A 20,237-nucleotide genomic window follows, 5' to 3' on the forward strand; every position below is an offset into this window, starting at 1 on the left:
AATTATGTTATCAAAAGCAGTTGTAAAGTATATCAAATCGTTGCAAATAAAAAAATACAGGAAGCAACACAAGGCTTTTGTGGTAGAGGGAGCCAAAAGCGTACAGGAGTTACTTCATGCAGATTTTGAGCTGGAGCATCTTTTTATAACTAATGGTTTTCAAAAACAATATTCAGAGAGCTTCCCCCCAGGTTTGGCTTTTGAGGTTGTTTCAGAAGAGGAACTGGTAAAAGCCGGCTCTTTCTCCAGCAACAACGCGGCACTGGCCGTGGCACGTATGCGGCTGCTGCCCCCTTTGCACATTCAAAAGAACGACCTGATTATTGCTTTGGATGACGTACGGGACCCGGGCAACCTGGGTACGATCATCCGGATAGCTGATTGGTATGGTATTCAGCAGATTGTGTGCTCCGAGACATGTGCCGATTTTTACAATTCTAAAGTAATTTCCGCCACTATGGGCTCTTTTACACGTGTTAATGTGCAATACCTGAACCTGGCGGAATGGTTGCAGCAGCATACAAAAAATTATAAAATTTACGGTGCCTCCCTGGCTGGGGAGAGCCTGCATGAAATGACACTACAGCCAGAGGGTATTGTGGTGTTGGGCAATGAGGCGAATGGAATATGCCCTGAAGTAGCAGCACAGGTAAACCAATTCATCAAGATACCTGCCTTTGGTGCGGCAGAATCTCTCAACGTAGCCACTGCTACAGCTATCATCATTGATAATTTTCGTCGCAACTCTTAACTTAACTAAAATAAAAAGAGGAGCGCTACACCGCTCCTCTTTTACCTCAAGTCACTTTCAATTATACTTTCTACATGAACAACCGGAGTCCGAAGGATACCACATTTGTCTTTGGTCCTCGGTTTTCTTTGAACAGGTCGTTCATGTTGTATTTCGCAAACAAGTTCAGGCCGCCGTATCCAACTACCCCTTCCACGCCGTATTGGAAATCACTCAGGTTAAAGGAGTCGCGGGTTTTGTCTTTTTCCGTTCTGCCACCTTCCTGGAACTTCAACTTGGTGTGGCTACCCATGCGGTAGCCTACAAAAGGACCGGCACCTATGGTGAAACCGTCTTTCCCGTTTTCCCGCTGAAACTCCAGCAGCGCCATTAAAGGAACGTTTACAGAAGAATGGGTCAATTTAGACTTCTCAAAGTTTACTTCCTCCACCTCACGGAAAAAGGTTGTATTATTTACTTCATCCACCACCACATTGTCTTCAAACATATAGTTGTTGAAGGCAAACTCAAGACCTGACACTATCAGGAACGGACTTTTACGGCCACCCACACGAGACTTTAGGTGCCAGTTAAGGCTCACGTAGCGGGAGCCCCAGGGCTTAAGGTCTGCCATATCAGCCGCATCACTGGTGAAGGCATTGAATCCTAAATCGGTATTAAAATTCATCTTCGTAGCTTTGTAGCTCTCCTCCTTATGGGCGGCACGGGTACTGTCGCGCTCTGCCTTATTTGGCACATCCACATTTACTTTTGTGTTATTCCCGTCGTCTTCCACTTCCACATCAATTTTAAAATTTTTGTTGATGCGGATTTCATGACGCTCTTTTTTAACTTCACCTTGTGGGGTGGTTTCCTGTACCGTCACGGTTACCTGGTCCCCGGTTCCATCTTCTGTCTTCGACGTGTTGAAGGTAACGGTCATGTCTTTTGAGCCTGGGTTAGAGTTCTCCATCTGGTCTACGCGTTCCACGTAAGAGTTGAGCTCCCGCATCAGCGAGTCGAGGCTATAGTTCTGGAAGGCTTTGAGTTGTTGAATGTTCTGTAGCTGCAGAATCATTTTGGCGCCGTTGGCCATTTTGATGATGATGGTATCCTGTACGTTTACGGGGCTTTGGCCTATGGTAGGTCCGCCTTTAGCAGACACACCGGTAGCGGTGGCCATGAAAATGGCCATGAGTAATAGTATTCGTTTCATGATTTTGAAGGGTTAGAGATTAATTACTTTAGAGAATTTTTGCTTGCCGATTTGTGTATTCAGCGCCACTTTATCGGCATTAATACCCAACTCAGAGAGCTCCACTTCTTCGCCACTTGCGAGGTTGCGGACCTGCTTGAAGATGTTTTTGGCCAGCTTTGCCTTCTTGTCTAAGCCACCTTGAGCTTCATCTGCCTCTGCCATGGCAGCTGGTGTTGGAGAAGTTCCGGCTCGTGTAATGATGATCTCAACTGGCGCTGCGTTCATGTTGGCGTCAGCTTTAGCTGAAGCGAGGGCATTGGACATAACAGGCTTCACAGCTGGCGTTGTCACAGTCTCTTCAACTTCAGGGGCTCTCTCCGTTTGAGAATTTATGGCGATGGCCTGCTGCGCAGTCGCCTGAGGTTGTCTTTTTGTAGAGGTCTTAACCTTTTTTTGCTGTACAGCTTTTGGTGTTGCTACGGCTATGGCTTCCTTTTTAACATCCTCTTCTGCCATATTAGATGCAGCATGGTTTGCATCGGTTGCCTGAGGGGTAAGATTTTTTTCTTCGTTATTTGTTTCTGTTGCTACTTCTGCCTGCGCGATTGATTCTGGAACTGGTGCACTGTATACAGGTGTTTCCTGAATCTCTACACGGCCTTTTTCTTCAATGGACTGGCTAATTTCTGGTGTTCCGGTTCTGATGTTAAAGAAAACGACACCAACAGCAAGCACCATCGAAATACTGGCAGCCACTGATGAGTACACCCACATAAAGGAGTGTTTTTCCTCTTTCGGCTGTAGTGGTGCCGTTTGTGGCAATTCGGCTTCCATGCGGTCCTGCAGGCGGCTCCACAGATCTAAGGGAGGCGTAGGAGAGGAATTCCCCAGGCGCTCCTTAAATAGCTTATCTATGTCTTCTGGTCTCATGGTCATCTTATTTATAGGGTAACAGCTTCCTGGCCACTTAATCGGCGCTGCAGCATGGCGCGGGCCTTGCTCAACTGCGACTTCGATGTACCCTCGGTTATACTGAGCATATCCGCTATTTCCTTGTGTGAGTATCCTTCAATGGCATACAGGTTAAAAACCGCTCTGTAGCCAGCGGGTAACGATTTCAACAGTTCCAGCAGTTCTTCCTCCGCCAGTTCCTGATCAGCACCTGAGGTGCCAGCCACTTGTACGTGGCTGTCGTCGATAGCGAGGTGCAGCAGTTCCTTCTTTCTTAAAAAAGCCAGGGCTTCGTTCACCATGATGCGGCGAACCCACCCCTCGAAACTGCCTTTCGCTTCAAAGCGAACAATGTTCTGGTAGATCTTCATAAACCCGTTCAGCAGCGCTTCTTCCGCGTCCATTTCATTTTTAAGATAGCGTTTGCACACCCCGTACATCTGCGAGGCAAAGCGCTCGTACAGGAGCTTTTGTGCCTTTGTGTCTGCCTTCTGGCATCCCCCTATCAGTTCTGCTTCTGTCACGCTTTGTAAAGGTTTATCAAATATTCTGTGTTAGGTCGAAATCTTTGAGCTGTTGCTCTTTACCCCTTAGATGCAAGGTACCCGTGGTGTGGTTGCCTGAGACCATCTAAATATTTTATATTTTTTTGATTGAACCAACTCCTTTACTATAAAAGGCTGATGCTCAGCCATAATTTTATTCAGATAATTTACTATATACTGTACCTATCTTACACTTTAAGTAAGCAGGCGCAGGCAATTGCAACTGGTTTTGTTTAAAGGAGGCTTGTGTCTATTGCTATTAGGTCTTTAAAAAGCAAAGGCTCCTTCAATTGAGGAGCCTTTATGATGTACAAAATATATGTTGATCTTCAATATTTCTCAGCTAACTACTTATGGAGCTAAGCTGATTTTGTCTTCATAAAAGAATGGCAATTTATACTTCCTCTTCCTGTATGACATCTTTCAAAACATCCCACACGTTTTCAGCTAAAATCTTCTGGCCTTCTTCCGTCGGGTGTATACCATCCCCCTGATTCAATTCACGGTTGCCGGCTACACCTTCCAGCAAAAATGGAATAAGTGCTACATTTTCTTCTGCAGCCAGTCGGGTGTAGACTTCTCTAAAGTCCTGGGTATACTTTTGCCCCATACTGGGCGGAATCTGCATCCCTGCCAGCACCACTTTTACATCCGGGTTTTTGCTTCGCACCTTCTGAATGATAGCCTTCAGGTTGTTGTATGTCTCTTCTGTTTTAACTCCCCGTAGTCCGTCATTTGCCCCCAGTTCCAAAACAAAAACGTCTACAGGCTGTTTTAAAAGCCAATCGATGCGGCTCTTGCCACCCGAGGTTGTTTCACCGCTGACACCTGCATTCACTACCTTATAGGGCAGATCCAGGGAATCAATCCGCTCCTGGATGAGCGCCGGAAAGGCAAGGTCCGGTTCCAGACCATATCCTGCTGTCAGGCTGTTGCCAAAGAACAGGATTGTTTTGGTATCTGTTTCTGCCCTGGCCCTTTCAGTTGTTGCAGCCTTAGTGGTTGCTTCCTGCTCTGTTTCCAGTTGGGCGGTCGTGCTGTCACTACCGCAACCGGCTAAAGCCAGCATACCAGCCAGACATGTTGCTAAAAAGGAATATTCAATCTTCATAAATGCTATTGTTTACTATATTTATAACTACGCCAGCTTAAACTAATAACGTGCTGTAAGAGTTATTTGATTTAATTATGCTATCCAGTTGGTATAGTTTGTGTTAACAAACGTTATACCAATACTCATACATAAAACACCTTCCTCGTGTCAACAATTCTCGATATACAAGATTTAAAAAAGACCTATAACAGCGGTGACCGGCATCTAACAGTGCTGCAAGGTATTAATTTCTCTCTTCAGGCCGGTGATACCTGTTCAATTGTTGGGCCCTCAGGTAGCGGTAAAACAACTTTGCTCGGCCTCTGCGCCGGCCTTGACCGCGCCAGTTCCGGGTCCGTCATTCTGAATGGTGTAAAATTAGACAATTTGTCAGAAGATGAGCGGGCACAGGTACGTAACCAGTATGTCGGTTTTATTTTCCAGAACTTCCAGCTGATACCCACACTGACAGCCCTGGAAAACGTGATGGTGCCCCTTGAACTGCGGGGAGAACGCAATGTACAGCGCCAGGCCATGGAACTATTGGGAAGAGTAGGGTTGGCAGAGCGCCACGACCACTACCCAACCCAGTTATCCGGAGGTGAGCAACAGCGCGTGTCGCTGGCAAGGGCCTTCTCTAACAGACCTACCATTCTTTTTGCTGATGAACCGACGGGCAACCTCGATGAAGAAACAGGCCAACGGGTAGAGGAACTGTTGTTCGATTTGAACAGGGAGTCCGGTACTACGCTGGTGCTGGTGACGCATGATTTAGAGCTGGCGGAGAAAACACAACGTATCATCCGCATCAAAGGCGGCACACTGGCCTCAGACACAGGTGCGCCCGTATCCGTCAGCAGAGACGAACTCAGCGGTATTTAAGACTACTCATCCATCAGCATCTGAAAACTTTTATAATCGACTCCTGTGCCCGACACCATCATACATATAGACAAGAAAAATAAGCTGAACCTGCCCTGGCTCCTGAAAATGGCATGGCGTGATAGCAGGCGTAACCGGGGCCGTTTGGCACTGTTTATTTCTTCTATTGTGCTGGGCATCGCTGCGCTGGTAGCTATCAATTCCTTTTCAGATAACCTCCGCAACGATATTGAGAACCAGGCAAAGTCGCTGATAGGAGCTGACCTGGTGGTAGCCAGTAACAAGGAAGTAGAGCCGAAGATGCAGCAGTTGCTGGACTCCATTGCCGTTGGCGGCGATCGCTCTGATGAGGTTCGCTTTGTGTCCATGGTTTATTTCAAGGCGTCAGAGGGAACCCGGCTGGTGCAGGTGCGTGCCCTGGAGGAAGGCGGATTTCCTTATTATGGAGAGATAGAGTCTGAACCGAAGAATGCCAGTTCCACCTTCCGGAGCGGCGGTCGCAAAGCCTTGGTTGATCATACGCTGCTATTGCAATACAACTCAGAGCCTGGCGATTCTATCAAAGTAGGAAATTTGACATTTGAGATTTCCGGTGCCCTTCATAAAATTCCAGGCCAGTCTGCTATGACGGCTACCATTGCCCCGGCTGTTTATATTCCGAAGCAGTACCTCGAGGAGACAGGCCTGCTGCAGAAGGGCAGCCGCATCAGCTATTACCGTTACTACCACCTGCCCGCTACTACAGATGCTGATAAGCTGGTGGAGAAATTGGAGCCGCGATTTGAGGAAGCAGGCTTGGGCTACGATACGGTACAGAGCCGCAAGGAAAGTACAGGAGAATCCTACGCCAACTTGGCGCGATTCCTGTCGCTGGTTGGTTTTGTGGCGCTGCTTTTGGGCTGTGTGGGCGTTGCAAGTGCTGTACATGTTTATATACGGGAGAAACTGGCAACGATAGGTGTATTGCGCTGCCTGGGCATGAGTGGCAAGCAGGCCTTTCTGATATACCTATTCCAAGTAGCGGCCATGGGGCTCATTGGTTCTGTGGTAGGCGCTATTCTCGGCACCTTAATTCAGTTATACCTGCCGCAGCTGTTTCAATCTTTTCTGCCTGTGGAGGTGACGGTGGGCGTTTCGTGGGCTGCAGTTGCCGGGGGCATAGGCATTGGCCTGGTGGTGTCCATCCTATTCGCTTTGCTGCCCCTGCTTTCTATCCGGAATGTATCGCCGCTCATTACCTTACGCGCCGGCATAGAGCATGTCTCAAAGCAACCGGATAAACTAAAATGGGCAGTGAGCGCACTCATACTTGCTTTCATTTTCGTTTTTGCTTACCTGCAGCTTGGTACCTGGCTGAGAGCCCTGGGGTTTACAGGCGGCGTACTGGTAGGCTTTGTGGTGCTTGCGCTGATTGCGCGCCTGATGATGGCCCTGGTGAAGCGTTTTTTCCCTACAAGTTGGGGATACGTGTGGCGACAAAGCTTAGCGAATCTTTACCGCCCAAACAACCAGACACTGCTCCTGACAGTATCAATCGGCCTAGGTACGGCCCTGATTGCCACACTCTTCCTTATTCAGCGGCTTCTGTTAAGTGAAGTAGCGATAGCCGGTAGCGAAAATCAGCCTAACCTGGTGCTGTTTGACATTCAGAATGCGCAGAAAGAGGAGGTGGCAAAAATAACGCGTCAGCAGGGGCTTCCGATACTGCAAATGGTGCCGGTGGTCACCATGCGCATCGATGAAATCAAGGGCTATACTGCTGCTGATGTGCGAAAGGACACCACCTTGGGTATCTCTGAAAGAGCTTTTACAAATGAACTACGGGTAACGTACCGCGATACGCTGATTGAATCTGAAAAAGGAATCGACGGAAAATGGGATAGAGCAACAGCAACTCCTGGAGAAATTGTTCCTATCTCTTTAGAGGACAGGTATGCAGAAAGGCTGGAAGTAGCGGTTGGCGATACCATTATCTTCAACGTACAGGGAGCACTTATATCAACAAAAGTGGCCCACCTGCGTGAAGTGGAATGGAACCGGGTACAGACTAATTTCCGCGTCGTATTCCCGAAAGGAGTACTGGAAGAGGCACCTCAGTTTCATGTGCTCATGACGCGTACACAGACAGATGACCAGTCGGCACAATACCAGCGGACAATGGTGCAGCGTTTCCCTAACGTCTCGGCCATAGACCTCGACCTCATTTTAAGAACACTGGATGATATACTAGGCAAGATTTCGTTTGTGATCCGTTTTATGGCACTCTTCAGCATCAGCACCGGCCTACTGGTGCTCATCGGCTCTGTTAACATCAGTAAGTTTCAGCGGGTGCAGGAAAGTGTGTTGCTTCGTACGCTTGGAGCCAGCCGCAAGCAAATCTTATCTATCAATGCTTTTGAATACCTGTTGCTAGGTGCTTTGGCTGCAGGCACTGGCATTATATTAGCGCTGGGAGCAAGCTGGGCTTTGGCAATATTTTCCTTTGAAGTGCCGTTTATACCTGACTTGGCGCCATTGCTACCGATTTTCCTTGGTATTACTGCCTTGACTGTATTTATAGGAATGCTGAACAGCCGTGGTATTCTGAACCGGCCACCACTTGAAGTGCTACGCAGAGAGGGTTAATTTTTCCCGCGTAGGCAAGCTTATAAAGAAGGCGGAACCTTCTGCAGTTAATGCAAAAAGTCCCGCCTTTTTATTTTGCAGGTTTTCATAAAAGAAGGAAGGTATAAGCCTCTTCCTTTCACCGCTTCTGTACTTTCATGAGAACGGGAAAAGACACAGGCAACCCATTTGATGTTTCGTTGGTAAAAGATAGTACCGCTGCGAACGGCAGTGCATGAACGTAAACTATGAAAGCAATGAAAGAAGAAAACAAAGGAAAGACAGTTTTAATTACAGGCGCTTCGAATGGGTTCGGGTTAGAATTTGCCCGGCTTTTTGCTGAGGACGGTTATAACCTGGTACTGGTTTCCCGCAGCACGGACAGAATGAAAAAGCTGGCTTATGAACTGCAGGACAGGCACCAGTTAGAGCATGTATGTGTAGTAACCTCTGATTTGGCAAGAGCAGAATCACCGCGCGAGGTATACGAAGAAGTGACGAAGAGCGGTATTCAGGTAGATGTACTGGTGAACAATGCCGGAGCAGGAACATATGGATTCTTCTATGAAACAGACCTGGAGCGGGAAAAGGCCATCATTCAACTGAACGTGACCACGCCTGTGGAGCTAACAAAATTGTTCCTTCAGGACATGAAGAGGAGAAATGAAGGTAAAATTCTGAATGTGGCATCTGTTGTATCGCATATGGCTTCTCCTTTAATGGCAATTTATGGCGCAACAAAAGCCTTTATACTCTCTTTCTCTGAAGCCCTGACAAATGAGCTGCAGGATACTAATATCACGGTGACAGCTTTATGCCCGGGAGCCAGTAACACCATGTTCTTCCGAAGAGCAGGTGCGGCACATACAAAGGCGGCCAACGGCCCACTTTCAGAGCCCGCAGAAGTAGCCAAGGACGGATACGAAGCGTTGATGAACGGAGAAACCAAAATTGTGTCTGGTTTCATGAACAAGGCGCAAACAACAGCTACAGGTATAGTTCCTGATAGTGTTTCAGCAGCTGCTATGAGAAAAATGATGGAAGAAGAGGAAGGTGCAGAACATCAGGAGCGACGCAGAGATGATGAGTACCATGTAGAAACCTGATTGAAAAAGATTACATATTTAGAACTAGGCCTGTCAGCATACTTAAGCTGGCAGGCTTTTTTTGTTTATGATTGCCTTCAAACGAAAGAAGGGACCTTGCCTTAAGGTCCCTTCTTTGTGCATAGACAACAAATGCCATCTGCCATTTTCTTATTTATACGTTCTGGTTTTTACCAGGTTGAAGGTTTTGAAAAAAAATTTAATTTTTTTTAATAGCTATCGGTGGCCAACATAACAAGGGTGCAATGGTGAAGCGTCTGGATGTTTGCTTTCTCTGCCATTTGCTCGAATTCCCTGTTTTCGGTACCAGGGTTAAAGATAATGCGCTTTGGTTTTAAGTTGATAATATAGTCGTACCAAGAAGGCTGATTCTGTGGTCCCACGTAAAGTGTCACCGTGTCTACATCCTCAATTGCTTCCTCCTTATTATGTATAATCTGCTTTCCGCCTACTTCTCCTTTTTTTATGCCTACCGGCACCACCTCATGCCCATGCTGCTGCAACCGATGCACAGCTTTGTAGGCATACCTCGCCGGATTATCGGTGGCACCTAATACAACGGTCTTTTTCATATTAATTCAGTTTTATTCTCAATTCAAAAACGGTTATACCTTGTTTTACCTATCTATTGCCAAAATAGTTTGTATTTATGGATCTGCCTGCTACGCCAAAGCGCCTGAAATCTACTCATTCATAAACCCGCTGCGGCTAATTATTCACAGTATGTCCGGCTTTTAACGCGGCCATCTCCGCACAACGCTCTCCATCCATTGCAGCAGACACAATGCCACCGGCATAACCTGCCCCTTCGCCACAGGGGAAGAAGCGCTTTACCTGTACATGCTCCAGTGTCTCCCGGTCGCGAGGAATCCGGACAGGGGAGGAGGTGCGGCTTTCAACCCCCACAATCTGAGCATCGTTAGAGAGGTAACCGCGCATCTTATTGCCAAAGGCTTTGAAGCCTTCCCGCAGCCGGTAGCTCATATCCTCCGGGAAAAGCTCATTCATGTCTACTGGCACCAGGCCTGGCTGGTAAGAGGTATCCAACAAAGCCCCTCCTGATTTACGGCGGGTAAAGTCATGCAGCAACTGGGCAGGAGCCGCCTGGGTGCCACCTGCTATGTTGCAGGCTTTTTGCTCAAGCGCCTGTTGCATGCGGAGCCCAGCAAGAGGGCCGTATTTATTCAGCTCCATGTCTTCCAGTTCAATGGCCACCACAATGCCGGAATTGGAGAAGCGGGAGTCGCGGCGGCTCGGTGACATTCCATTTACTACCACCTCTCCGGGTGCTGTTGCCGAAGGAACGATAAAGCCACCCGGGCACATGCAAAAGGAGAATATGCCACGCTGCTTGTTTTTGTAATGCGTTTGGTGCACCAGGGCATAAGACGAAGCCGGCAAGTATGGCCCCCGATCAGCACACTTATACTGGATGCTGTCGATGAGGCTTTGCTGGTGTTCTACCCGCACCCCCATGGCAAAAGGCTTAGCTTCAATCAGTATGCTTTTTTGATGCAGCAGTTCAAAAATGTCGCGGGCGCTGTGGCCTGTGGCCAGGATAACGGACTCACCTGAATAAGCATTTCCGTCATGGGTTACTACACCACGCATCTCTCCCTGCTCCAGTATAAAATCTGTTACACGCTTATCAAAAAGTACTTCGCCACCTGCTTCACATATTGTCTCGCGAATGGCTTCAATGATTTTCGGTAGCTTGTTGGTACCAATGTGCGGGTGGGCATCAAAAAGGATATCTGGTGTAGCGCCGTGCTGCACCAGGATCTGCAGAATGCGCTGCAGGTCTCCGCGCTTCTTTGATCGGGTATAGAGTTTTCCGTCAGAATAAGTACCGGCGCCTCCTTCCCCGAAGCAATAATTAGAGTCTGCATTTACCGTATGTTCTTTATTGATGGCTGCCAGATCACGGCGGCGACTGCGCACATCCTTTCCACGCTCCAGCACAACAGGTTTCAGACCGAGTTCAATACAGCGTAAAGCTGCAAACAAGCCGGCAGGACCTGCACCCACAATCACCACCTGCTTTGCGTTGGTAACATCGGGGTAATGGTATTGCGGAGAAATAATATCAGCAGGAGGAGTGTCTAAGTATACATCGGCCCGAATGCGTACCAGCACGTCTCGGCCCCTGGCATCGATGGATCGCTTTATACGGTGCAGAAACTTAACATCTTCGGGCTTGGCATGAGCACTTTTGAGGATTTCGTGCTCTAATTGCTGCGCATCATACGCAACTTCTGGTGCTAACACCAGGTCTAGTTCTTTTTTTCTCATAAATTTGGGTAAGGGATTTATCCTTAAACCTTTTGATTGGTTATCTCTTTTCGCTGTGTCAGAACATAAATAAGCGGGTAGTAGTTCGCTTTTTTATACTTTGAACAGCTTACAATGAGCTGTTGCAAATGAACCATTAGATCTCATCCTTCAGCACTTTCTCTACCCAGCCTTTTCCCCATTCCTCCGTTTCGTCTGCTGACCAAAGTTCTGGGTAAAAAATGCGCTTCTGGAACCTGGGCGGGAGGTATTTCATCCAGTTTGTACCACCAGTAGCGGCTATAATTTCAGGGTCCTTTTGCAGGTACCGAACGGCAGATTTATAGTGCATCAGCGGCCAGTTAACGTTCACGTTGCTGTCGAGGGATCGCAGTGCATTGTTAATTTTTGGGTTTTGCTGGTCTTCCAGTGGAAGACGCTTATATACAGCCCAAACATTTTTGTGCTCGTACTCTTTGGCGAATTGTATGAGCTGATGTGTGTATTTCTCTTCAAACCGGAGAAGCGTCAGAGTTTTGCTGCCGGACGCTACTTCTGTAGCGCCTTCCTTCCAGTACATGCAGCCGATCATTTCCTCCTGCGTGCTTTGCAGGCCCAGCACTGCCCGCTTCGCCTTGTCCACGAGGTTACGCAGGTCAGTGGAGGCTATCTCAATCATGCGGTACTGCACCGACTGGAATCCACTGGCAGGCATCAGGGCCATCCGGAAGTTGAGGAACTGCTTCGGGTCCATGCCTTCCACCATTACATCAAATGAGCTGATGAGGTTGTCGAAATAGCGGTTGATGCGCTTTAGTCGGCGCATCAACAAATCAGCTGTCATCTCTTTTTCCTCGGCTATATGTCTATACTCCTCCAGGCAAAGCTTAAAGTAGAGCTCTGTTATCTGGTGGTACATGATAAATATCTTCTCGTCCGGGATGTTTGTGCGCGGGTTCTGAAGGCTCAGCAGTGTATCGAGGTGAATGTAATCCCAGTAATTCAGGAAGTCGGTGTAGTATAAACCTTCGAGGTAGGCGGCCAGGTTCTGGCCAAGTGGAACGTATTTTTGCTCCAGCCGCTCCAGCTGCTTCAGTACTTCAGGGTCAAAGCTGTGCTCCATTACAAGCCTTTTAGTGGTACGTGATGGTATAACAGCTACAAAGTAAGTAAATCTACCCTTTGCCACCCATTCTGTATTTAATTAATTTCCAATCTCTGCTGGCAGAAACTCTAAGGCCCAGGCAACTTTATACCCCTGAAGCGCATCTGAAGAAGAGAGAGGGTAAGATACAGTAGCGGGAAGGCATTTAGCAGGGCAAATGATCCGGAAAGTATCTGCTTTTTAACCAGAATCCCTTCACTTTGTGGAGGCTGGCAGGAGGTTAGTAGAGGGATAGCTCCCGTTGGTAGAATTAAATCTAAATTAACGTCTGTTTTATGCAAATCTGTTTCTTTATTCTTAAATTTGATTTTTGCGATATTTTTGCGGGTTCACCCTTATGGCTGAAAAAAGCAGCGTTTTTGATATGATTGGGCCTGTTATGATTGGTCCCTCCAGTTCGCATACAGCCGGAGTTGTACGGATAGCAAGGGCAGCCATCCGGTTGTTAGGTGCTGCCCCTGAAGAAGCTGTCATCACTTTTTATAACTCGTTTGCACGCACCTATGAGGGCCACGGCAGTGACCGTGCCATCATAGCAGGCCTTCTGGATTTTAAGACAGATGACAAGCGGATAAAGGATGCCTTCATACACGCAGAAGAGCGTGGGCTGAAGTATACCTTTAGATCGGTAGGCAATGCCTCTACCATGCACCCTAACACAATCAAGCTAAACCTGAAAGCAGCAGACCGGGAGGTAGAGGTAATAGGGCAGAGCCGTGGGGGGGGCGTTATTAAAATTGTAGAAGTAGACGGCTTTTCAGCTAACTTCTCTGCTACGCTGCACACATTAATCATTGATGCAGAGGATGTGACCGGTAGTATTGCTTTTATTGCCTCTGTTCTGGCGCATGACGATTGTAACATTGCCACCATGAGCGTATCCAGGAAAGGGAGAAACGAACTGGCCCGGCAGTTTATAGAAATGGATTCCGGCATCAAGCCCATCACCCTGGAGTACCTGCGGCAGCTGAGCTGGGTAAAGTATGTGATTTATATTCCGAATATCGACCTTTAATACACAAGCACTATGAAAAAAATGTCAAAAAAGCTGCTCCTGGTCATTGGCCTCTCCCTATCGGGCATGTACGGTGCTGTGGCACAGCAAGACCCGAATGGCGATGGAAAATGGAGCTTGGAAGAAGCTGTTATTTATGCGCGCGAAAACAACCTGAATGTACGGCAAAGCAAGCTTAATCAGAGAGTTTCCGAAATTGATGTAAAACAGTCAAAGTTTGAGCGCCTACCAAGCTTAAATGCCGGCGGAAATTACACTTTCAATTCTGGTTCCTTTCAAAACCCTGTAACATTTGGATTGCTTACACAAAATGCTCAAACAGCAAGTATTCAAGCAAACTCTTCTCTCCCTGTTTTCTCAGGATTTCAGCAAGTAAATCAAATCAAACAAAACCTGCTTGAGCTGCAGGCAAGTGAGCTGGATTATCTTTCTGCACAAAATGAAGCAACTATTGATGTGGTAACTTCTTATCTTAACATCCTTTTTGTTAAAGAGCAGATTGGTTTGGCTGAGCTTCAACGTGAGTTAACGAGGCAACAGTTGGATCGTACAAGAATACTCTTTGAAGCTGGAACTTTAGCAGAAAACTCTGTACTGGACCTTGAGTCTCAGTTAGCCACAGATGAGTTAGATTTGATTAGTGTACAAAATCAAGGCGATATAGCCCGTCTTGGCTTAATTCAGCTGCTTAATTTACCTGCTAATCAATCATTTGAAATAGTAGTACCTGAAATTCCAGAACCTGATCAAAATCCTATTTTGGTTTCCCCAAATCAAGTTTATGATGTTGCTGTACAAACTTTGCCACTGGTGAAGGCTACAGATTTACGAATACTAAGTGCTGGAAAGGCTTTAGATGTAGCACGAGGAGCTTATTATCCGCGTTTGAGTCTGTTTGCAGGAATAAACTCCCGTTACTCTAATACAACAGATTTTGTAATCGGGCGTGAGACAGTGGTGGATGGATTCAGAGAGCAAACTTTCTTTTTGGATAAAGACGGGCGAGAGCCTTTTGTAGTTTTTGTGCCAAATGCATCAATTAAAGAAATAAGTGAGAGTTACCCTATAATCGATCAGTTCAAGGATTTAGTGGGTAAGCAGGTAGGGGTTTCATTACAAGTACCAATATTCAATGGTTTACAAGTAAGGTCAGGTGTTGAGCGTGCGAAGGTTGCACAGCAAAATGCGCAATTGAATGCTGAAATCACAAGAAACAATTTACGTCAGACGATAGAGCAGGCATATGTCGATGCACGTGCTGCTCAGCGTCGTTACTTAGCTGCAAAAGAGCAAGTAGCTGCCGCTCAAAAGAATTTTAACAATGCTCAATTGAGGTTGAACAATGGTATTATAAATACTATTGAATATAATATTGTAGCTAATTCATTGCGCTCGGCACAATCAAGCCTAATTCAGGCAAAATATGACTATTTTTTTAAAGAAAAAGTCTTGGATTTTTATCAAGGCGAAGACATATCTTTCTAATAAACCATGGCTAAAAGAAAATCAAAGCTGATCCCTGTTCTTGTTGGAGTACTTGTACTGGTGCTTATTGGTATTGTAGCCGCAAAAAAATTCGGTTGGATAGGACAGGACGAGGGAACAGAAGTTTTAATTGCCGAGGCAAAAAGAACGGAGATTGTCGAAAAAGTAAGTGCCTCCGGCAAAATTCAACCTGAGACTGAGGTGAAAATAAGCCCCGACGTTTCCGGGGAAATTATTGAGCTGCACGTGGAAGAAGGGGATTCTGTTGTGAAAGGACAGTTGCTGCTGCGTATCCGGCCGGATAACTACCAATCGATGGTGGATGCACAGGAAGCGATGGTGAATACGCAGCGTGCCAACCTGGGGCAGTCAAAAGCACGGCTGGCTCAGGCAGAGGCAAACCTGCAGCAGGTAGAGCAGAACTATGAGCGAAACAAGGCGCTGTATGATCAAAAAGTAATCTCTGTTTCGGAATGGCAGCAGATAAAGGCGAACTATGAAGCCGCACGCCAGGAAGTAGCATCGTTGCGGGCAAGCGTGCGTGCGTCAGAATTCAACGTTCAGAATGCCCAGGCCTCTCTGAAAGATGCCCGTGAAAACCTGAACAAGACCACCATCTATGCCCCGGTAAGCGGCACCGTTTCGAAGCTGAACGTAGAGCAGGGCGAGCGCGTAGTGGGTACATCGCAGATGGCAGGTACGGAAATCATGCGTATCGCGAACCTCAACAACATGGAGGTGCGCGTAAACGTGAATGAAAATGACATTATCCGTGTGGCCTTAGGCGATTCGGTTATTGTGGACGTCGATTCTTATTCCAGCCAGGATGAGAAGTTCAAAGGCGTAGTGACAGCGATTGCCAACACTGCAAAAGATGCCACCACGCTTGAGGCAGTAACAGAGTTCGAAGTACGCATCCGCCTCATAAATGATTCCTACAGCCACCTCGCAGCCCAGACGAGCCGCCCGTTCCGCCCAGGCATGACCGCTTCAGTTGACATCATTACAGAGAGAAAACCTAATGTTTTATCTGTACCTTTGTCTGCCGTTACTACACGTTCACCAAATATGCCAGGCCAGAATCCGGAAGAAGAAGGGGAGGAAGACGAAGAAGAGCAGCAACAACAGCAGAACATACCTCCTGCAACGCCGCCTGCAGAGGTAAAAGAAGTAGTCTTCGTCTTTAATAGTGCCACCAATACAGTAGAAGCCCGTGATGTGAAAACAGGCATAAGCGATTTTGAGAATATTGAGATCATCAGTGGGCTGGAGCTGGGTCAGAAGATAGTGGCAGGACCTTTCAGGGCGGTGTCTCAGACGCTGAACGATGGAGCCAAAGTAGCTGTGAAAGACGAAAAATCGCTTAACAAACAGGCAATTGCCGCAGACACTGAACAGGATTAACTGAAAACATACACTTGGAAAAAGTAGCAGTATTGGGAGGAGGTAGCTGGGCTACAGCCATTGTAAAAATTCTCTCAGAAAATAAATCTCAGATACACTGGTGGATGCGCAACAGCAACGACGTGCAGCACCTCCTGAATTATAAACACAATCCGCGCTACCTAAGCCAGGTCTCTTTCGACCTGCATTATGTAAAGCCTTCTACTGATATACAGGCAGTTCTTGCTGCCGCTGATTGGGTTATACTGGCAGTGCCAGCCGCATTTGTGCGGCTGGCACTTGCTGATTTAAAGGAAGATGCTTTTAAAGGCAAAGTGGTTGTATCAGCCATAAAAGGAATGATACCGGAGGACAATGTCCTCATTACTGAGCACATGGAGCGCAAATACCACGTGCCCAACTCGCATCAGCTGGTAATTGCCGGCCCTTGCCACGCGGAGGAGGTAGCCCTCGAAAAGCAGTCTTACCTGACTATAGGCTCGCATGACATGGCTACAGCCGAAAAGTTCTGCGCGCTCCTCCGGAACCGGTATGTAAAGGCAAATCCCCTTGATGACCTGGATGGAATTGAATACTGCGCTGTGATGAAAAACATTATCGCCATGGCCTGTGGCATTGCCCGTGGCCTGAACTATGGCGATAACTTTCAGGCGGTGCTGGTATCCAATGCGATGTTCGAAATAGAGCGGTTTCTGGATGCCATTATGCCCATACACCGTGTTTTAAGCGGATCTGCTTATTTAGGAGACCTTCTGGTAACAGCGTACTCACAATTTAGCCGGAACCGGACTTTCGGCAACATGATTGGCCGTGGCTATACAGTGAAGTCTGCTCAGGTGGAAATGAACATGGTGGCCGAAGGATATTATGCTGTGCAAAGTATCTTTGAGCTTAATAAGCATTTTAAAGTAGAAATGCCTATCACAAATGCGGTATACCATATTCTCTACGAGCGCATAGCACCCACTATGGAGTTCGAAATTCTGAAAGACAAACTAAAGTAAAAAAACCACACAACCCCGGACATCAGAGTGACATGTGCTTTTATGAATAGACACTTCTGTTTTTTTTGAAAATCAGAGCACTACATTATCAGGTGGATGTGCTTTGTTTTTTTGCTTTAGCCTCTTTTAGCATCTGGTAATCTCCCAAAGCCCTGTATACAGCCATTACTGTTATAGCCCCGGCCAGAGATACAGAGTGTAGGAAAAACATGCCCAAATATTCCTGGTAAGTGATCTGTTCTATTCGTCTTAAGCGGCATAACATCAGGATAATGCCGGCAACCAGGCCGCCGGCCAGGCTCAGCATAAAAGCACGGTGTAGAATATGGCCGGGGAGCCTGTCAATGAGCGTCTGGCTTTTGAGGTGCCAGTGAAGTGGCAGCACCTTTTTTCTAAGCAAAGCCCTGTGCGTTAACTTTGTTGCAACCAACCCTGTCAGGAAAGCGAGAGCGGGGCTAAATATCAACAGATCAGTAGAAGCACTTTTCTGTCCCCAAAGTGGTACCGTTCCCTCATGATGCTCAAGCACCTGCATCAGCAGCATAATCAGGACAGCTGTTGCTCCTACTAGCCAGCCAGTAATCTGAAGAAGAAATTTATAATTCAGGCTGATGCGCATTTGCTGTTTAAATAGGCCAGAAGATAGTAGCTTTAACTAATGCGGTATTAAGATACTTTCTTTTCAATTAAAGTAACACTAACATGGCTTCTAGAAGAATAATTTTTGAAGGTATACTTTAACCTGCATTATGTGTAGCAACCAGGCCAATTTAAAATAACCATGTTCTGTATCTGCCTGATTTAGCAGAATGCTGATAAAAGACAGGATGCCTGGCTGATGCGGGAGTATACTCAGTACACTATAATTGATTCTAAAATTTTCCTGAGAAGCATGTTAAAAGTCACTTGTGCTATTATAGAACTTCATGGAAAAGTGCTTGTAACCCAGCGAAGTGAGTTCATGCGGGAACCGCTGCTATGGGAGTTTCCTGGCGGCAAGCTGGAACAGGGCGAAACAGAAGAAGCTTGCCTGGTGCGTGAGGTATACGAAGAGCTGAACATACACGTGCGGCCCCTGAAGCGGCTGACACCTGTGATGCATCAGACCAAAAATCACTTAATAGAATTGATACCACATATCTGCACTTATGTGGGTGGAGTGATTCACCTGCTGGAGCACATAGCCTTTGAGTGGGTTGATCCATCTGCTTTACAAAAGTATAACTGGTGCCTGCCTGATGTGCCTGTAGTTGAAGAATACCTCCGTTTGAAGAAAATGACATGACTTCCAGAGTAGAGTGCATTTTCAGCTGCATGAAAATAGCCGTACCTTTACCACACTATGCAACTACCTGATACATTTACTCAGCGCATGCAGCGGCTACTGGGCAGCGGCTATGAGAGCTTTCTGGAGGCACTGCAGCAAACGCCGCCAACAAGCGTCCGCCTGAACCCCGGAAAGACAGCCGCCAAACCCGGATTGCCAAAGGTACCCTGGGCTGAGCAAGGATATTACCTGCGGGAGCGCCCGTCCTTTACGCTGGACCCGCTGCTGCATGCCGGCACCTACTATGTGCAGGAGGCTAGTTCCATGTTTATAGAGCAGGCACTAAAACAGGTCATAGACCTGGAGAAACCACTGCACGTGCTGGATCTATGCGGCGCGCCTGGCGGCAAGTCAACGCACCTTGCCAGCCTTATCTCGCCGGATAGTTTACAGGTATCAAATGAAGTCATCAAAAGCCGCGCCTATGTGCTGGCAGAGAACGTGGCGAAATGGGGAAGTGGAAACGTGTTGGTCACCAACAACGATCCGAGAGACTTCGGCAGGCTGAAAAGCTTTTTTGATGTGATGGTTGTGGATGCACCCTGCAGCGGAGAAGGGATGTTCCGGAAAGACCTGCAGGCAATAGGAGAGTGGTCAGAAGAAAACGTGAACCTGTGCGCGCAGCGCCAGCAACGCATTCTCACGGATGTATGGGAAGCGCTGAAACCGGGAGGAGTGCTCATTTACAGCACCTGTACCTGGAACGAGCAGGAAAATGAAGAAAACATAGCCTGGCTTTCTGAACAGGAGCAGGCAGAAACTCTAAAGCTAATACTTCGGCCAGAGTGGGGAATAACGCCCACTCACCTTAACGGAGTAGAGGGATACCGGTTTTACCCGCACCTCACACAGGGAGAAGGCTTCTTTATGGCTGTGGTTCGAAAGGGCGGTATTCCAGAAGAGGAAGCCATAGGCAAAAAGAAAAAGTATAAACTTACGCTTGCAGGAAAAAAGGAACAGGCACTGGTAGAAAACTGGCTTCAGAATCCGGAGCAATTTGTATGGCTTCAGCATGGAGAGGTGATTTCTGCCCTGCCAGCGCCGCTTTTCGATGCCGCCGACAAGGTGTTCCAGAACCTGTATGTGCTCTTTGCAGGCGCAGAGATAGCAGAAGTGAATGGAAAGAAACTGAAACCACTTCAAGGGTTGGCCCTGTCGCAGCACCTGAACAAAGCTGCTTTCGAAACAGCTGACTTAAATTTAGAGCAGGCCCTCCGTTACCTCCGCAAAGAAGACATCAGCTTAGGCACCAACGGCAGTAACTGGCTATTACTCCAGTACAAGAACATTCCCCTCGGCTGGGCGAAGCAGGTAGGTAACCGCATGAATAACTATTACCCGAAGGAATGGCGCATCCGGATGGAGTTGCCCCAGGAGCTGCCTTCCTTTACTTTGCTGACTGCCTAAATTTCTCCTGCTCCTCAAAAACATCCGTGGCTTTACGCCCGATGGAAGAA

Annotated in this window: 18 protein-coding genes; 10 read left to right on the top strand and 8 right to left on the bottom strand. The window is 47.3% G+C overall.

Translation table 11 applies throughout. The features are described 5' to 3' along the window. Positions 1-4: 4 nt before the first annotated feature. Positions 5-751 (top strand): TrmH family RNA methyltransferase, encoded by a 747-nt coding sequence (locus tag ACFS7Z_RS01565; protein ID WP_377479837.1) that lies wholly within the window; start codon positions 5-7, stop codon positions 749-751. Between the two features lie 70 nt (positions 752-821). Here ACFS7Z_RS01565 and ACFS7Z_RS01570 read toward each other — a convergent pair whose 3' ends face one another. The 4 genes from ACFS7Z_RS01570 to ACFS7Z_RS01585 all read right to left on the bottom strand — a co-directional run bounded on the left by ACFS7Z_RS01570 (position 822) and on the right by ACFS7Z_RS01585 (position 4,535). Further along, on the bottom strand, positions 822-1,946 hold the full coding sequence (locus ACFS7Z_RS01570; RefSeq protein WP_377479840.1) for an outer membrane beta-barrel protein: 1,125 nt from the start codon (positions 1,944-1,946) through the stop codon (positions 822-824). Positions 1,947-1,958: 12 nt separating this feature from the next. Beyond that, positions 1,959-2,858, bottom strand: a complete 900-nt coding sequence (locus ACFS7Z_RS01575) for a hypothetical protein (protein WP_377479842.1) — start codon at positions 2,856-2,858, stop codon at positions 1,959-1,961. An 11-nt stretch (positions 2,859-2,869) separates the two neighbouring features. After that, complete coding sequence (locus tag ACFS7Z_RS01580) at positions 2,870-3,403, bottom strand: RNA polymerase sigma factor (protein WP_377479845.1); 534 nt, start codon at positions 3,401-3,403, stop codon at positions 2,870-2,872. A gap of 415 nt (positions 3,404-3,818) precedes the next feature. Beyond that, on the bottom strand, positions 3,819-4,535 hold the full coding sequence (locus ACFS7Z_RS01585) for an arylesterase (RefSeq protein WP_377479848.1): 717 nt from the start codon (positions 4,533-4,535) through the stop codon (positions 3,819-3,821). Positions 4,536-4,682: 147 nt separating this feature from the next. Here ACFS7Z_RS01585 and ACFS7Z_RS01590 point away from each other — a divergent pair, with 147 nt between their 5' ends. The 3 genes from ACFS7Z_RS01590 to ACFS7Z_RS01600 all read left to right on the top strand — a co-directional run bounded on the left by ACFS7Z_RS01590 (position 4,683) and on the right by ACFS7Z_RS01600 (position 9,109). Next, a complete protein-coding gene (locus ACFS7Z_RS01590; protein WP_377479851.1) occupies positions 4,683-5,399 on the top strand; it encodes an ABC transporter ATP-binding protein in 717 nt (238 codons plus the stop codon). Positions 5,400-5,444: 45 nt separating this feature from the next. Further along, positions 5,445-8,024 (top strand): ABC transporter permease, encoded by a 2,580-nt coding sequence (locus tag ACFS7Z_RS01595; protein WP_377479854.1) that lies wholly within the window; start codon positions 5,445-5,447, stop codon positions 8,022-8,024. A gap of 227 nt (positions 8,025-8,251) precedes the next feature. Next, positions 8,252-9,109 (top strand): SDR family NAD(P)-dependent oxidoreductase, encoded by an 858-nt coding sequence (locus ACFS7Z_RS01600; protein ID WP_377479857.1) that lies wholly within the window; start codon positions 8,252-8,254, stop codon positions 9,107-9,109. 209 nt (positions 9,110-9,318) lie between these two features. Here the strand turns inward: ACFS7Z_RS01600 and ACFS7Z_RS01605 are convergent, their stop codons facing one another. From ACFS7Z_RS01605 to ACFS7Z_RS01615, 3 genes are all read right to left on the bottom strand, one after another. Further along, a complete protein-coding gene (locus ACFS7Z_RS01605) occupies positions 9,319-9,681 on the bottom strand; it encodes a CoA-binding protein (protein ID WP_377479860.1) in 363 nt (120 codons plus the stop codon). Positions 9,682-9,817: 136 nt separating this feature from the next. Then, the gene (locus tag ACFS7Z_RS01610; protein WP_377479863.1) at positions 9,818-11,401 is read right to left on the bottom strand and encodes an NAD(P)/FAD-dependent oxidoreductase; all 1,584 of its coding nucleotides are present in this window, start codon (positions 11,399-11,401) and stop codon (positions 9,818-9,820) included. Between the two features lie 136 nt (positions 11,402-11,537). Beyond that, positions 11,538-12,503, bottom strand: coding sequence for a tryptophan 2,3-dioxygenase family protein (locus tag ACFS7Z_RS01615; protein ID WP_377479866.1), 966 nt, complete (start codon positions 12,501-12,503; stop codon positions 11,538-11,540). Between the two features lie 379 nt (positions 12,504-12,882). Here ACFS7Z_RS01615 and sdaAB point away from each other — a divergent pair, with 379 nt between their 5' ends. Genes sdaAB through ACFS7Z_RS01635 form a run of 4 tightly spaced genes read left to right on the top strand, consistent with a single transcriptional unit; the run spans position 12,883 to position 17,453 of the window. Beyond that, positions 12,883-13,560 (top strand): L-serine ammonia-lyase, iron-sulfur-dependent subunit beta, encoded by a 678-nt coding sequence (gene sdaAB, locus ACFS7Z_RS01620; protein WP_377479869.1) that lies wholly within the window; start codon positions 12,883-12,885, stop codon positions 13,558-13,560. Positions 13,561-13,572: 12 nt separating this feature from the next. Further along, positions 13,573-15,045 carry a TolC family protein gene (locus ACFS7Z_RS01625; RefSeq protein WP_377479872.1) on the top strand — a complete coding sequence of 491 codons (1,473 nt, stop codon included), beginning with the start codon at positions 13,573-13,575 and terminating at the stop codon, positions 15,043-15,045. Positions 15,046-15,051: 6 nt separating this feature from the next. Then, positions 15,052-16,449, top strand: coding sequence for an efflux RND transporter periplasmic adaptor subunit (locus tag ACFS7Z_RS01630; protein ID WP_377479875.1), 1,398 nt, complete (start codon positions 15,052-15,054; stop codon positions 16,447-16,449). A gap of 14 nt (positions 16,450-16,463) precedes the next feature. Further along, positions 16,464-17,453 carry an NAD(P)H-dependent glycerol-3-phosphate dehydrogenase gene (locus ACFS7Z_RS01635; protein WP_377479878.1) on the top strand — a complete coding sequence of 330 codons (990 nt, stop codon included), beginning with the start codon at positions 16,464-16,466 and terminating at the stop codon, positions 17,451-17,453. A gap of 88 nt (positions 17,454-17,541) precedes the next feature. Here the strand turns inward: ACFS7Z_RS01635 and ACFS7Z_RS01640 are convergent, their stop codons facing one another. After that, a complete protein-coding gene (locus tag ACFS7Z_RS01640) occupies positions 17,542-18,072 on the bottom strand; it encodes a hypothetical protein (protein ID WP_377479880.1) in 531 nt (176 codons plus the stop codon). 273 nt (positions 18,073-18,345) lie between these two features. Between ACFS7Z_RS01640 and ACFS7Z_RS01645 the strand changes: the two genes are divergently transcribed. Together ACFS7Z_RS01645 and ACFS7Z_RS01650 are read left to right on the top strand one after the other, a co-directional pair. After that, positions 18,346-18,738: a (deoxy)nucleoside triphosphate pyrophosphohydrolase gene (locus ACFS7Z_RS01645; protein WP_377479883.1), complete on the top strand. Its 393-nt coding sequence runs from the start codon at positions 18,346-18,348 to the stop codon at positions 18,736-18,738. 57 nt (positions 18,739-18,795) lie between these two features. Continuing rightward, entirely contained in the window at positions 18,796-20,187 is a 1,392-nt protein-coding gene (locus ACFS7Z_RS01650; protein ID WP_377479887.1) for a methyltransferase RsmF C-terminal domain-like protein, read from the top strand. Positions 20,188-20,237: the final 50 nt, after the last annotated feature.

The organism is Pontibacter toksunensis (assembly GCF_042686245.1).
Lineage (GTDB): Bacteria > Bacteroidota > Bacteroidia > Cytophagales > Hymenobacteraceae > Pontibacter > Pontibacter toksunensis.